Below are 13,420 nucleotides of genomic sequence, written 5' to 3'. Positions count from 1 at the left end.
ACATGGCGGCTCGGCCGACCGCGCCCGCCGCGGTCCGGGCGGCAGGACACGCCGCCAGGTACTCGACCGCCTTGAGCAGCGAGCCCTCCTGCGAGGGATGGTACGACCGCGGGCAGGAGCGGGGTATGGCCGTGCCGCGCATGCCGTCGCACGGCATCACAGCCGGGGCTCCAGCCGGGCGATCCGGCGCAGCGCGTTCGGCGCGAAGCGGGACATCCACAGGGCGGCCTTGGACTCGGGCGTCACCGGGACCACGGCCCGGTTCTTCACCACGGCCAGCAGGATCGCGTCCGCGACCTTCTCCGGGGGGAAGTTGCGCAGTCCGTACAGCCGCGAGGAGCGCTCCTGGCGGCGCTTCTCCTCGGCCGCGTCCACCCCGGCGAACCGGGAGGTGGCCGTGATGTTGGTGTTGACGATGCCCGGGCAGATCGCCGAGACCCCGATCGACCTGGACGCCAGCTCCGCGCGCAGGCACTCGCTCAGCATCAGGACCGCGGCCTTGGAGGTGCTGTACGCGGGCAGCGTCCGCGAGGGCAGGTAGGCGGCCGCGGAGGCGGTGTTGACGATGTGGCCGCCCTGCCCGCGCTCGGCCATCTGCTTCCCGAAGATCCGGCAGCCGTGGACGACCCCCCACAGGTTGACGTCCAGGACCTTCTTCCAGTCCTCGGAACCGGTCTCCAGGAACGGGCCCGACAGGCCGATCCCCGCGTTGTTGACCAGTACGTCGACGATCCCGTACTCGGCGGCGACCTTCGCCGCGAGCTTCTCCATCGCCTGCTCGTCACTGACGTCGACGCATTCGCCCCAGGCTTCCTGGGCGCCGACGAGCCGTGCCATCTCGGCCGTGCGCGCCGCGCCCTCGCCGTCCCGGTCCACCGCCACGACCCGCGCCCCGGCCTCGGCGAACGCGAAGGCGGTGGCCCGTCCGATCCCGCTGGCGGCACCGGTGACCAAGACCAGCTGCCCCCCGAACCGGTCCGCGTACTTCCCCGGGGCCCGCTGCTCCGGCGCCCGCGCGGCCGGCTCCTCGCGAGCCGTGACGAAGTCCGCGATCCACGCCGCCACCTGGTCCGGCCGGGTCCGCGGGATCCAGTGCTTGGCGGGCAGGGTCCGCCGCACCAGCCCCGGCGCCCAGCGCTCCACGTCGTCGTAGAGCCGCTCGGAGAGGAAGGCGTCCCCGGTCGGGACGATCAGCTGCACCGGCACGTGCGCGTACGCGTCGGAGCGGGGGCGGCTCATCCGGGCCCGCACGTTGTCCCGGTAGAGCCAGGCGCCGTGGGCCGCGTCGGAGGACAGCGAGGCCGTCGGATAACTGCCCGCCGGGATCCCCTCGCTGCGCTCGATGAGCTTCGGCCAGTGCTTGCCGAGCGGCCCGCGCCAGGCCAGCTCCGGCAGCACCGGGGTGTGCAGCATGCCCACGTACCAGGACCGGACGCCCTGGCCCAGTAGCTGGGCGGTCCGGCGCGGGGAGGGCCTCCTCATCCGCTGCTTGATCCAGTGCCCGAAGTGGTCGAGGGAAGGCCCCGACATCGAGGTGAAGGAGGCGATCCGCCCCTCGGTACGGGCGACCGTCGCGAACTCCCAGCCCTGCACGGAGCCCCAGTCGTGGCCGACCAGGTGGACCGGACGGTCCGGACTGACCGCGTCCGCCACGGCGAGGAAGTCGTCGGTCAGCTTCTCCAGGGTGAAGCCCCCGCGCAGCGGCACCGGAGCCGAGGAGCGCCCGTGGCCGCGCACGTCGTAGAGCACCACGTGGAAGCGGTCCGCGAGCCGCTCGGCGACCTCCGACCAGACCTCCTTGCTGTCCGGGTACCCGTGCACCAGCAGCACCGTCGGCCGGGCCGCGTCACCGAGCTCGACGACGCACAGCTCGATCCCGCCCGTGCTCACCCGGCGCTCGCGCGCACCCTCCAGAGCCGTGCCCCTCATCCCGCTCATGCCGCCTTCTCCTCAGCCCAGCGCCGCACGTGCGGCAGGTCGTCGTCCAGCCAGAACGCGCTCTCCTCGGGGTCCCGGGAGTCGGTGACAACCAGGATCTCCTCGAACTTCGCACCGGTGCCCCGGAAGCCCAGGTGCGGCTCCACCGCCCACAGACCGGGCTGCGGCGGGTGGTCGGAGAAGTGGTACGGACTCCACAGCGGAGACCAGCCCTCCCGGTGCCCGTGCAGGGCGTCGGACGCCAGCCCCCGGAGGGACTGGATGCCGAAGCCGAACGCGGTCGGGGACCAGCGGTGCTCCTTGACCCGGTCTATCTTGTGCGCGATGACCCCGAAGGGGTAGGCCCGGTGACGGTTGGCGTACCCCTGCCGCGTCATCAGCCGCTCGACGTTCTCGTAGATCTCCCGCAAGGGCCGGCGCTCGCGCACCTGCTCCAGGATCAGCTCCCGGTGCGGCCGCAGGTCCGACATCAGCCGGTCCTGCACCGGGTTGAGGCCGAGGCTGCCGGAGTAGCCGATGTCGGCCGCGTATCCCCGGTACACCGGTGCCATGTCGAGGATGAACGGCATCCCCGGCTCCAGCCGCCGCGAGGTGGGGAAGAACTGGAGGGGGATCTTGAAGTTCGCGAAGGCGGTACGGTCCCCGAACCAGGCGAAGGGCAGGTGGAACCAGTCCTGCACCCCGCGCTCACGCAGCCAGTCGCGCTGCATCCGCGCCGCCTCGCGCTCGGTCACTCCCGGACGCAGCTGCGCCGCCACGGTCTCCGCGCACTCGTACGCGAGCCGCTGGACCTCCCTGAAGCCGCGCAGCCCGGCGGAGAGCTGCCCGGAGTCGTGCGCGGTGCGCTGCTTGGTGTCCCCAGTCATGCCGGCCGTCCGTCCCTGTCGCCCAACGCTCCCGAAACCTGCCACTGATGAATGTGACAATGGGCGGAGGTGGCGTCAAGGCCCCTGCACGGACCTGTGGACAAACTTCGGCCGCATCAGCCTTCCGTCAGGGTCCGTAGTCCTCAAGGCGGATACCGGATCCCGCTCCAGGTCTGACGATCGGCGGCCCCCGCGGCACTAACGTCGGAGCCGTGACTGTCATCGCGACCGAAAGCCTGAGCAAGCGGTACCCCCGAGTGACCGCCCTCGACCGGCTCTCCCTGGACATCGGGCCCGGCGTGACCGGCCTCGTGGGCGCCAACGGAGCCGGCAAGTCCACGCTGATCAAGATCCTGCTCGGACTGTCCCCCGCCACCGAGGGCCGTGCCGCCGTGCTCGGACTGGACGTCGCCACGCACGGCAGCGCCATCCGCGAACGGGTCGGCTACATGCCCGAACACGACGCCCTGCCGCCGGACGTCTCCGCCACCGAGTTCGTCGTCCACATGGCGCGCATGTCCGGCCTCCCGCCGACCGCCGCCCGCGAGCGCACCGCCGACACCCTGCGCCACGTCGGACTGTACGAGGAGCGCTACCGCCCCATCGGCGGCTACTCCACCGGCATGAAGCAGCGGGTCAAGCTCGCCCAGGCGCTGGTCCACGACCCGCAGCTGGTCCTCCTCGACGAGCCGACCAACGGCCTCGACCCGGTCGGCCGCGACGAGATGCTCGGCCTGATCCGCCGCGTCTACACCGACTTCGGCATCTCGGTCCTGGTCACCTCGCACCTCCTCGGCGAGCTGGAGCGGACCTGCGACCACGTGGTCGTCGTCGACGGCGGCAAGCTGCTGCGCTCCAGCTCCACCAGCGACTTCACCCAGACCACGGCCACCCTCGCGGTCGAGGTCACCGACTCCGACGCGTACCCGGACGGCACCGCCGCCCTGCGCAAGGCGCTCACCGCCGCGGGCATCACCCTGCACGCGGGCGAGGAGCAGGGCCTGCCCGGCGCCGGCCACATCCTCCTCGTCGAGGCCACGGGCGAGGAGACGTACGACACCGTCCGTGACACCGTCGCCGACCTCGGTCTCGGCCTGGTCCGCATGGAGCAGCGTCGCCACCACATCGCCGAGGTCTTCCGCGACAGCGACCGGTCCTCGTCCCCCGCCCACCCGAAGGGAGCCGGCCCCGATGGCGCCTGAGACCTCGACCCAGATCCACAACATCGGCTACCGGTCCTACGACGGGCCCCGGCTCGGCCGCGGCTACGCCCGTACCTCGCTGTTCTCGCAGTCCCTGCGGGGCGCGTACGGGCTCGGCCGCTCCGCCAAGTCCAAGGTGCTGCCGATGATCCTCTTCGCGGTGATGTGCATCCCCGCGCTGATCATCGTCGCGGTGGCCATCGCCGTCCCCGGCTCCAGCGACCTGCCGATCAAGTACACGACGTACGCCCTGACCACGCAGGTGATCATCGGCCTCTACCTCGCCTCGCAGGCGCCCCAGTCGGTCTCGCGCGACCTGCGCTTCAAGACGGTGCCGCTGTACTTCTCGCGGCCCATCGAGCGGGTCGACTACGTGCTGGCGAAGTACGCCGCCATGGCCTCGGCCCTCTTCATCCTCACCGCCACGCCGCTGCTGATCATGTGGATCGGCTCGCTGCTGGCCAAGTTCGACTTCGGTCACCAGACCAAGGGATTCGGGCAGGGGCTCGTGTCGGTACTGCTGCTGTCGCTCCTCTTCGCCGGCCTCGGCCTCGTCATGGCCGCGCTCACCCCGCGCCGCGGCTTCGGCGTGGCCGCCGTCATCGCCCTGCTGCTCATCCCCTACGGAGCCGTCTCGACCGTCCAGGCCGTCGCGTACTCCACCGGGAACACCGGGGCCATCGAGTGGATGGGCCTCTTCTCCCCGATCTCCCTGATCGACGGGGTGCAGACCGCCTTCCTCGGCGCGACCTCCGCCTTCCCCGGCGGCGAGGGCCCCTCCGCCGCCACCGGAGTGGTGTACCTGCTCGTCGTACTCGGCCTCATCGTCGGCTCCTACGCCGCCCTGATGGCCCGCTACCGGAAGGCCGGGCTGTGACCATCATCGACATCGACCACACCTCCCGCTGGTTCGGGAACGTCGTCGCCGTCAACGACGTGACCATGCGCATCGGTCCCGGCGTCACCGGACTCCTCGGCCCCAACGGCGCGGGCAAGTCCACCCTCATCAACATGATGGGCGGCTTCCTCGCCCCCTCCACGGGCACCGTCACCCTCGACGGAGCGCCGATCTGGCGCAACGAGCAGGTCTACCGGCAGATCGGCGTCGTGCCCGAGCGCGAGGCGATGTACGACTTCCTCACCGGCCGGGAGTTCGTCGTGGCCAACGCCGAACTCCACGGGCTCGACGACGCGGCGGCCCAGCGGGCGCTCGCCACGGTCGAGATGGAGTACGCCCAGGACCGCAAGATCGCCACGTACTCCAAGGGCATGCGCCAGCGCGTGAAGATGGCCTCCGCCCTCGTCCACGAGCCGTCCGTGCTCCTCCTCGACGAGCCGTTCAACGGCATGGACCCGCGTCAGCGCATGCAGCTCATGGACCTGCTGCGGCGGATGGGCGACGAGGGCCGCACCGTCCTGTTCTCCTCCCACATCCTGGAGGAGGTCGAACAGCTCGCCTCCCACATCGAGGTGGTCGTCGCCGGCCGGCACGCCGCATCGGGCGACTTCCGCAAGATCCGCCGCCTGATGACGGACCGCCCGCACCGCTACCTCGTCCGCTCCTCCGACGACCGGGCGCTCGCCGCGGCCCTGATCGCCGACCCGTCCACGGCCGGCATCGAGGTCGACCTCCAGGAAGGCGCGCTGCGCATCCAGGCCGTCGACTTCGGGCGGTTCACCGAGCTGCTGCCGCGCGTCGCCCGCGACCACGGCATCCGCCTGCTGACGGTCTCCCCCTCCGACGAGTCCCTCGAGTCGGTCTTCTCCTACCTCGTCGCGGCCTGAAGGAGCTGGCACCCATGTACAACCCCACCGTCGCCCGGCTCACCTACCGGGCCCTGCTCGGCCGGCGCCGCGCCCTGATCCTCTTCGCGCTCCCCGCGCTGCTGATCGTCATCGCCCTCGCCGTCCGCTTCTTCACCGGTGTGGACGACAAGGTGGCGGCCGACCTCCTCGGCGGCTTCGCCCTCGCGACGATGGTCCCGCTGATCGGGGTCATCGCCGGCACCGGCGCCATCGGCCCCGAGATCGACGACGGCTCGATCGTCTACCTGCTCTCCAAGCCGGTGAAGCGGCCGACGATCATCATGACCAAGCTGATCGTCGCGATCGCGGTCACGATGGCCTTCTCCGCCATCCCCACCCTGATCGCGGGCTTCATCCTCAACGGCAACGGCCAGCAGATCGCCGTCGCCTACACCGTGGCCGCCCTCGTCGCCTCGATCGCCTACAGCGCCCTGTTCCTGCTGCTGGGCACCGTCAGCCGGCACGCGGTCGTCTTCGGCCTGGTCTACGCCCTCATCTGGGAGTCCCTCTTCGGCAGCCTGGTCTCCGGAGCCAAGACGCTCAGCGTCCAGCAGTGGGCCCTGGCACTGGCCGAGAAGGTCGCGGGACAGGGGTACGTCGACGCCAGCGTCGGCCTGCCCACCGCGGTGGTCCTGCTCCTCGCGGTCACCGTCGGCGCCACCGTGTACGCGGGCCAGAAGCTGCGCCGCCTCACCCTCGCCGGCGAGGAGTAGGACTCCGGCGGCAGCGTCCACGACCGTGCCCCGCCCGGCCCACCGGCCAGGCGGGGCACAGTTTTGCGGGGCATCATCGGTGCATGATCCAGCATCCCGAGCCTGAGCCGTCCAGGCCCTTGCGGTCCTGGATACGCTCCTCGCCCGGCACGCACATATGGCTGCTGATCGTCGCCGTCACCAGCCTCGTCGTCGCGATCGCCCCGGACCGGCTCGACCACGTGCTGCTCCACCGCAACAGCAGCAACATCCACCAGCTGGTCAAGTACCCCGTCCGGGCCCTGCTCAGCAGCGCCTTCTGGATCGAGAACCCGGCCTCGCTCGCCCTCTACGCCGTGCTCTTCGAGTTCTTCCACGCCCCCGTGGAACGCTGGCTCGGCACCCTGCGCTGGCTCCTGATCGTCGCGACCGCGCACGTGGTCGCCACCCTGCTCAGCCAGAAGGTGCTCCTGATGGCCATCCAGGACCACCGGGCGCCGCACAGCATGACCCACGTGGTCGACATCGGCGTCAGCTACGGGCTCGCGGCCTCCATCGGCGTGCTGACCTACCGGCTCCCGCACCCCTGGAGATGGTTCTACCTCCTCGGCGTGGTCGCCTTCTTCGGACTGCCCCTGCTCACCGACGGCTCCTTCACCGACCTCGGGCACGCCATCTCACTCGCCGTCGGGCTTCTCGCCTGGCCGCTGACCCTGCACCGAGATCCGCACGGACACGGGCCGACGGCCGATGTTTCACGTGAAACACGAGCCTGACCCGTTGTTTCACGTGAAACACGGGCCGGGCCCTCCAGCAGCCCCTACTCGGGGCCGACCACTCCGTGTTCCCAGGCCCACGCGGCGATCCCCACCCGGTTCCGGGCCCCCAGTTTGGCCTGCACGTTCGCGATGTGCGTCTTCGCGGTACCGGCGCTGATGAACAGCTCCGCCCCGATCTCGGCGTTCGTACGCCCCCGCGCCACCAACCGTACGATCTCCCGCTCGCGCGCCGTCAGCACCTGTCCGGCCGGCACGGGAGCCGCCGTGGTCCCGGGACCCGACAGCCGGCTCAGCAGCCGGACGGTGATCTGAGGGCTGATCAGGGTGTCGCCGGCCATCGCCGCCCGCACCCCTTCGATCAGCAGCGTCGGGCCCGACCGCTTCAGCAGGAAGCCGCAGGCCCCGTTGCGCAGCGCGGCGTGGACGTAGTCGTCCTGGTCGAAGGTGGTCACCACCACGACCCGGGTCTGCGGGGACAGCAGCCGGGTCACCTCCAGCCCGTCCAGGCGCGGCATGCGGATGTCGGCGAGCACCACGTCGGGGCGCAGCCGCCGGGCCAGCTCCACGGCGCGCTCCCCGTCGGCGGCCTCCCCCACCACGGTCATGTCCGGCTGGGAGTCGAGGATCAGCCGGAAGCCGCTGCGGATGTCCTCTTGGTCATCGGCTATCAGGATGCTCGTGGTCACGCTGCCATGATCACCCCTGAAGGGCGCCGGCCGACGGGAAGACCGCAGAAACCCGCCATCCGCCGCTCCCGTCGGGCCCCGCCGCGAAGGTGCCGTCCGCCGCTTCCACCCGCTCCCGCAGGCCCGCGAGCCCCGTCCCGCCGCGCCGACGGCCGAGGAGGCCCCGCGGCCCGCGCGGCGGCGCGGTGTTCGCCACGCTCAGCTCGATCCCCGCAGCGGCCCGGCTGACGCCGACCCGTACCGAGGCCGCTCCGGGCGCGTGGCGGCGTACGTTCGTCAGCGCCTCCACCGCGACCCGGTACGCCGTGGTGTCCGCCTCGCGCGAGAGGGCGGCCAGGGCCTGTTGCTCGGCCTCCAGGACCCCGCCTTCGAACCGGGCCACCAGGTCCGGCAGTTCCGCGAGCCCGGGTGCCGCTGTGGCGGAGCCGCCGCCCGCCGCGCGCAGCGCGTGCACCGTCCGGTCCATCGAGGCCAGCGCGCTCAGGCCGGCCGCCTCGATGCGCTCCAGGGCGAGCACCGCCTGACGGGGGTCGTTCCCGGCGACGAACCGGGCCGCCTGGGCCTGCACCACGATGGCGCTCACGTCGTGCGCGACGAAGTCGTGCAGATCGCGGGCCAGTTCGAGCTGCTGGCCGCGCCGGGCGTCCCGTACGGCACGCCGGGTCCGGCCCTCCTGCCGGCGCAGGTGGCCGCCGAGGGCCAGCGCCGCGAGGGCGGGCGCCGACCAGAACGCGGCGGCCCCGCTGCACTCCAGCCACGACGCCCCGTCCGCCCACAGCAGCGGTACCGGCCAGAGCGAGACCGCCGCGACGCCCAGGGCGCCGGCCACGGACCCGGGCCGCACGGCCGACCACCGGGCCACGAGCGCCAGCAGGGGCAGCAGCAGAGCCACCCCCGCCAGGGTCCACGCCCCGGGCGCCCGGGCGAAGGATCCGCCGAGGGACAGCACGGAGACACCGGCCAGTGCCGGGGCGTACAGGGCGCGCGGATCGACGGTCATGCCGCAGACCCTACGAACCGGGGGCGCGGTCTTCCATCTGCCGTTCGGCAGAGGCGGGTTCGCGTTGGGACGGCGCTGAACCTGCTGTTCGGCCGATGGTTCCGAGAACCCTGCCGGACGAGGCTTGGAGCACCACCAGCCGCCTCCGCAAAAGGACGTGAACCATGACCCTCACCGCCCCTGTCCCGGCAGCCTCCGCCGTCTCCGTGGTGCCCGGCGTCTCCCTCCCGGTCCGCCGGGCCGCGAAGGCCGCGGCGCTGACCCTGCTCCCGAGCGGGCTGTGGCGCGTACTGATCGCGGTCGGGATCCCCGTCGGCTGGAAGGCCGGCGACGCGCTGCACGCCGACAACTTCCCCGGCATCGGATCGCTCTACCTCATCGCGCTCAGCACCTTCGCCGAATGCCTGGGCCTGCTCACCCTGGGCCTCGTGCAGCGGTGGGGCGAGGAGGTCCCGCGCTGGATCCCCCGGCTGGGCGGCCGCCGCATCCCGCCGCCGGCCGCAGTGGTTCCCGCGGCGCTCGGCGCCGTGGCCGTCACCGTGATCACGGTGCTCTCCGCGTTCGGGTGGAACGCCAACTTCACCCAGAGCCCCACCGCGCCCAGCGGGGCCGCGTACTGGTTCATGACCCTGTGCTACGCGCCCCTGCTGCTGTGGGGGCCGCTCCTGGCCCTCGTGACGGCGGCCTACTGGCGGCGCCGCAGGCTCCACGGCTGACCGGCGGAAATTCGCTGGTACGGCCCGTGCGGCCGGGGCACAGTGAGTGGTGCGGGGAGCAACAAAAGGTCCGGGACGGCCACTTCGAGCGCGCCTCGCGGCGCGGGCCGTCCCGGACCTCTCGTACGTCCGGTCCCGATGGACTGCTACAGGGCGCCGAGCAGGCGCTCCAGGACCACCGCGATGCCGTCCTCCTGGTTGGAGGTCGTCACCTCGTCGGCCACCGCCTTCAGCTCCGGGTGGGCGTTGGCCATGGCGACGCCGTGCGCGGCCCAGCCGAACATGGGGATGTCGTTGGGCATGTCGCCGAAGGCGATCGTGTCCGCGGCCTTGACCTTCAGCCTGCGCGCGGCGAGGGACAGGCCGGTGGCCTTGCTCAGGCCCAGCGGAAGGATCTCCACTATGCCCGGGCCCGCCATGACGATGTCGACCAGGTTGCCCACGAGCTGCCGGCCCACCTTGACGAGCTCGTCGTCGCCCAGCCTCGGGTGCTGGATGTAGAGCTTGTTCAGCGGGGCCGTCCAGACCTCGGCCGTGTCCTCCAGGTAGAGCGCCGGCAGGCCCTCCTGCACCTGGTAGCCGGGGCCGAAGAGCACCTCGCCCTCGACCCCGTCACGGCTGGCGGCCAGCGCCAGCGGGCCCACCTCGGCCTCGAGCTTCGACAGCGCCAGACCGGCGAGCTGCCGGTCCAGCGTCACCGAGGTCAGCAGCCGGTGCGCTCCCGCGTCGTAGACCTGGGCGCCCTGCCCGCACACCGCGATCCCGCGGTAGCCGAGGTCGTCCAGCACGTGCCGGGTCCAGGGCACGGCCCGGCCGGTGACGACGATGTGCACCGCGCCCGCCGCGGTGGCCGCGACGAGCGCCTCACGGGTGCGCTCCGAGACGGTGTCGTCGTCACGCAGCAGCGTGCCGTCGAGGTCCGTCGCGACGAGCTTGTACGGGAAGGGAGCGGGGCTCACTTGGCGATCGGCTCCAGGACCTCGCGGCCGCCCAGGTAGGGGCGGAGCACCGGGGGGACCCGCACGGAGCCGTCGGCCTGCTGGTGGTTCTCCAGGATGGCGACGATGGTGCGCGGGACGGCGCACAGGGTGCCGTTCAGCGTGGAGAGCGGAGCGGTCTTCTTGCCGTCGCGGTAGCGGATCGCCAGGCGGCGGGCCTGGAAGCCGTCACAGTTCGAGGCGGAGGTCAGCTCGCGGTACTTGCCCTGGGTGGGGATCCAGGCCTCGCAGTCGAACTTGCGGGAGGCGGAGGCGCCCAGGTCGCCGGTCGCGACGTCGATGACCTGGAACGGCAGCTCCAGGCTGGTGAGCCACTGCTTCTCCCACTCCAGGAGGCGCTTGTGCTCGGCCTCGGCGTCCTCCGGCGCGACGTACGAGAACATCTCGACCTTGTCGAACTGGTGGACGCGGAAGATGCCGCGGGTGTCCTTGCCGTACGTGCCGGCCTCGCGGCGGAAGCACGGGGAGAAGCCGGCGTACCGCAGGGGCAGCTTCTCGGCGTCGATGATCTCGTCCATGTGGTACGCGGCGAGCGGGACCTCGGAGGTGCCGACCAGGTAGTAGTCGTCCTTCTCCAGGTGGTAGACGTTCTCCGCGGCCTGGCCGAGGAAGCCGGTGCCCTCCATGGCGCGCGGGCGGACCAGCGCGGGGGTCAGCATCGGGATGAAACCGGCCTCGGTGGCCTGCGCGATCGCCGCGTTCACCAGGGCGAGCTCCAGCAGGGCGCCGACGCCGGTGAGGTAGTAGAACCGCGAACCCGACACCTTGGCGCCGCGCTCCATGTCGATGGCGCCCAGCGACTCGCCGAGCTCCAGGTGGTCCTTGGGCTCGAAGCCCTCGGCGCCGAAGTCGCGGATCGTGCCGTGCGTCTCCAGGACGGTGAAGTCCTCCTCGCCGCCGACGGGGACGTCCTCGTGGACGATGTTGCCGAGCTTGAGCAGGAGCTGCTTGGCGGCTTCGTCCGCCTCGTTCTGCTCGGCTTCGGCGGCCTTGACGTCCTGCTTGAGCTGCTCGGCCTTGGTCAGCAGCTCGGCCCGCTCCTCCGGGGAGGCCTTGGGGATGAGCTTGCCGAGCGACTTCTGCTCGTTGCGCAGTTCGTCGAAGCGCATGCCGGAGGACCTGCGGCGCTCGTCGGCGGAGAGCAGTGCGTCGACGAGTTCGACGTCCTCCCCACGGGCGCGCTGCGAGGCGCGGACACGGTCAGGGTCTTCACGGAGCAGCCGGAGGTCAATCACCCCTCCAGGCTACCGGGCTGGGCTTCCCGGGCTCACACCGATATCACGCTGCGTGTCGCTATGTCCCAATTGGTGCGAATGGAAATGGCCCGCCCCGGGCTTGTCCGGCGGTCGTTCGATGGCTGGATCCAGCCCCTCAGGGGTGGTGGATAAAATCGTCCCCTTTCTCCGAAAAGGGGCACAACGGCGATCGGCGTGCAGGGTCTGAGCAGGGCCGGAGGGCGGGAGGGGGCAGGCCCTTGTCCACAGGAATTCCTTCCGGAGGCCTCTTATCCACAGGCTGTGCGCCGGATCTGTGGACATCGAATTAGATCAATAGGCATCCGGGACCGGTCCGGGCCGATCAGGGTTCAAACCGCCCTCACACACTCATTCGGGTGGGAATGGCTCGCCCCAAAGAGTTGATCGGTGATGCGGGGGTGACGCCGTTCACCTGGCGCTCCCCAGCGCGAAACCTGGGCCACCCGGCCGATATGTCGACCTTGTCGTACCGCTCTGTCGACTTGTCCCCAGGTCGGCATCTCGCCCTGTGGATAACTCTGTGGACAGTGGACGAAGGACTACGCCCGGCCGTCGAGGCAGCGCGTCAGCCAGTCGGCGGCCTCGGTGAAGTCGCCGTCGGAGGTTCCCGGCCGCGCGGTCCGCACCTCACTCAGTGCGACGCCCGCACGCGGATAGGAGCCGAGGAAGCGCACCTGGGGGCAGGTCCGCTTCAGGCCCATCAGCGCCTCGCTGACCCGGCGGTCGGAGATGTGCCCCTCGGCGTCGACGGCGAAGCAGTAGTTGCCGATGCCCTCGCCGGTCGGTCGGGACTGGATCAGCATCAGGTTCACCCCGCGGACGGCGAACTCCTGGAGGAGCTCCAGCAGCGCACCGGGGTGGTCGTCGCCGAGCCACAGGACGACGGAGGTCTTGTCGGCGCCGGTGGGCGCGGCCGGCCGGGCCGGCCGGCCGACGAGCACGAAGCGGGTCTCGGCGTTCTGGGCGTCGTGGATCTCGGTGACCAGAGCCTCCAGCCCGTAGGTGGCGGCGGCGAACTCGCCCGCGAACGCCGCGTCGAAGCGGCCCTCCTGCACCAGCCGGGCACCGTCGGCGTTGGAGGCCGCCGACTCCCACACCGCGTCGGGCAGGTGCGTCCGCAGCCAGTTGCGCACCTGCGGCTGGGCGACGGGATGACCGGTGACCGTCTTGATGTCGGACAGCTTCGTCCCGGGCCGCACCAGCAGCGCGAACGCGATCGGCAGCAGCACCTCGCGGTAGATCATCAGCGGCTCGCCGGAGGCCAGCTCGTCGAGCGTGGCCGTGACACCGCCCTCCACCGAGTTCTCGATCGGCACCAGCGCCGCCGCGGCCTCGCCGTTGCGCACGGCGTCCAGGGCGGCCGGGACCGACACCATCGGGACGAGCTCCCGGGTGGCTGCTTCCGGCAGAGTGCGCAGGGCGGCTTCGGTGAAAGTGCCCTCGGGACCGAGATACGTGAAGCGGGTGGCCGACATGCGGTC

Annotated in this window: 13 protein-coding genes; 6 read left to right on the top strand and 7 right to left on the bottom strand. The window is 71.4% G+C overall.

All coding sequences use genetic code 11. The features are described from left to right. Positions 1-156 precede the first annotated feature (156 nt). Both ACIPW5_RS17760 and ACIPW5_RS17755 read right to left on the bottom strand, forming a co-directional pair. Entirely contained in the window at positions 157-1,929 is a 1,773-nt protein-coding gene (locus ACIPW5_RS17760; protein ID WP_401245813.1) for an SDR family oxidoreductase, read from the bottom strand. A 5-nt stretch (positions 1,930-1,934) separates the two neighbouring features. Beyond that, positions 1,935-2,804: a M24 family metallopeptidase gene (locus tag ACIPW5_RS17755; RefSeq protein ID WP_401245614.1), complete on the bottom strand. Its 870-nt coding sequence runs from the start codon at positions 2,802-2,804 to the stop codon at positions 1,935-1,937. Positions 2,805-3,016: 212 nt separating this feature from the next. Here ACIPW5_RS17755 and ACIPW5_RS17750 point away from each other — a divergent pair, with 212 nt between their 5' ends. From ACIPW5_RS17750 to ACIPW5_RS17730, 5 genes are all read left to right on the top strand, one after another. Then, entirely contained in the window at positions 3,017-4,006 is a 990-nt protein-coding gene (locus tag ACIPW5_RS17750) for an ABC transporter ATP-binding protein (protein ID WP_401245612.1), read from the top strand. Continuing rightward, positions 3,996-4,883, top strand: a complete 888-nt coding sequence (locus tag ACIPW5_RS17745; RefSeq protein ID WP_401245610.1) for an ABC transporter permease subunit — start codon at positions 3,996-3,998, stop codon at positions 4,881-4,883. The genes ACIPW5_RS17750 and ACIPW5_RS17745 overlap by 11 nt, the downstream gene beginning before the upstream one ends. Further along, complete coding sequence (locus ACIPW5_RS17740) at positions 4,880-5,791, top strand: ABC transporter ATP-binding protein (protein ID WP_401245609.1); 912 nt, start codon at positions 4,880-4,882, stop codon at positions 5,789-5,791. Before ACIPW5_RS17745 ends, ACIPW5_RS17740 begins: the two co-directional genes overlap by 4 nt. Before the next feature lie 14 nt (positions 5,792-5,805). Further along, on the top strand, positions 5,806-6,525 hold the full coding sequence (locus ACIPW5_RS17735; protein ID WP_401245607.1) for an ABC transporter permease: 720 nt from the start codon (positions 5,806-5,808) through the stop codon (positions 6,523-6,525). An 83-nt stretch (positions 6,526-6,608) separates the two neighbouring features. Then, positions 6,609-7,280: a rhomboid-like protein gene (locus ACIPW5_RS17730; RefSeq protein ID WP_401245605.1), complete on the top strand. Its 672-nt coding sequence runs from the start codon at positions 6,609-6,611 to the stop codon at positions 7,278-7,280. Positions 7,281-7,324: 44 nt separating this feature from the next. Here ACIPW5_RS17730 and ACIPW5_RS17725 read toward each other — a convergent pair whose 3' ends face one another. Together ACIPW5_RS17725 and ACIPW5_RS17720 are read right to left on the bottom strand one after the other, a co-directional pair. Further along, a complete protein-coding gene (locus ACIPW5_RS17725) occupies positions 7,325-7,969 on the bottom strand; it encodes a response regulator (RefSeq protein WP_401245603.1) in 645 nt (214 codons plus the stop codon). Positions 7,970-7,979: 10 nt separating this feature from the next. Next, on the bottom strand, positions 7,980-8,969 hold the full coding sequence (locus tag ACIPW5_RS17720; RefSeq protein WP_401245601.1) for a sensor histidine kinase: 990 nt from the start codon (positions 8,967-8,969) through the stop codon (positions 7,980-7,982). 164 nt (positions 8,970-9,133) lie between these two features. On the opposite strand from ACIPW5_RS17720, the gene ACIPW5_RS17715 reads away from it, so the two are divergent. Continuing rightward, the gene (locus tag ACIPW5_RS17715; RefSeq protein ID WP_401245599.1) at positions 9,134-9,685 is read left to right on the top strand and encodes a hypothetical protein; all 552 of its coding nucleotides are present in this window, start codon (positions 9,134-9,136) and stop codon (positions 9,683-9,685) included. Positions 9,686-9,831: 146 nt separating this feature from the next. On the opposite strand, the gene ACIPW5_RS17710 is transcribed toward ACIPW5_RS17715, so the two are convergent. The 3 genes from ACIPW5_RS17710 to pheA all read right to left on the bottom strand — a co-directional run bounded on the left by ACIPW5_RS17710 (position 9,832) and on the right by pheA (position 13,414). Further along, positions 9,832-10,644, bottom strand: a complete 813-nt coding sequence (locus tag ACIPW5_RS17710) for an HAD family hydrolase (protein WP_401245597.1) — start codon at positions 10,642-10,644, stop codon at positions 9,832-9,834. Beyond that, positions 10,641-11,918 (bottom strand): serine--tRNA ligase, encoded by a 1,278-nt coding sequence (gene serS, locus ACIPW5_RS17705; RefSeq protein WP_401245595.1) that lies wholly within the window; start codon positions 11,916-11,918, stop codon positions 10,641-10,643. The genes ACIPW5_RS17710 and serS overlap by 4 nt, the downstream gene beginning before the upstream one ends. 560 nt (positions 11,919-12,478) lie before the next feature. After that, the gene (gene pheA, locus ACIPW5_RS17700) at positions 12,479-13,414 is read right to left on the bottom strand and encodes a prephenate dehydratase (RefSeq protein WP_401245593.1); all 936 of its coding nucleotides are present in this window, start codon (positions 13,412-13,414) and stop codon (positions 12,479-12,481) included. Between the last annotated feature and the right edge of the window lie 6 nt (positions 13,415-13,420).

Origin of the sequence: Streptomyces sp. NPDC090077 (assembly GCF_044747545.1) — a bacterium.
Taxonomy (GTDB): domain Bacteria; phylum Actinomycetota; class Actinomycetes; order Streptomycetales; family Streptomycetaceae; genus Streptomyces.
This window is presented reverse-complemented; position numbering and strand designations above follow the sequence as displayed.